Raw genomic sequence first — 209 nt, 5'->3', positions numbered from 1 at the left:
ATCAAAATCTATTGAAAGCGTTCTGGAACAAACCTACCAGAAGTGGGAATTATTACTCATTGATGATGGAAGTAAAGATGATTCTATTGATATTGCACTTGCCTTTATGGAAAAAGATTCAAGAATCTTTTTACTGAAAAATGAACAGAACATGGGCATTGCAAAGACCAGAAATAAAGGAATTGAAGCTTCAAAGGGACAATATATTG

Annotated in this window: 1 protein-coding gene; it reads left to right on the top strand. The window is 33.0% G+C overall.

The window, feature by feature from the left end:
* Positions 1–209, top strand: a 209-nt coding sequence (locus LI112_RS18120) for a glycosyltransferase family 2 protein (RefSeq protein WP_227191229.1), incomplete at both ends; no start/stop codon positions are given.

The organism is Blautia sp. 210820-DFI.6.14 (assembly GCF_020558815.1).
GTDB lineage: Bacteria > Bacillota > Clostridia > Lachnospirales > Lachnospiraceae > Blautia_A > Blautia_A obeum.
Note: the sequence above shows the minus strand (reverse complement) of the source record. Positions and strands in the feature narration are given on the sequence as shown.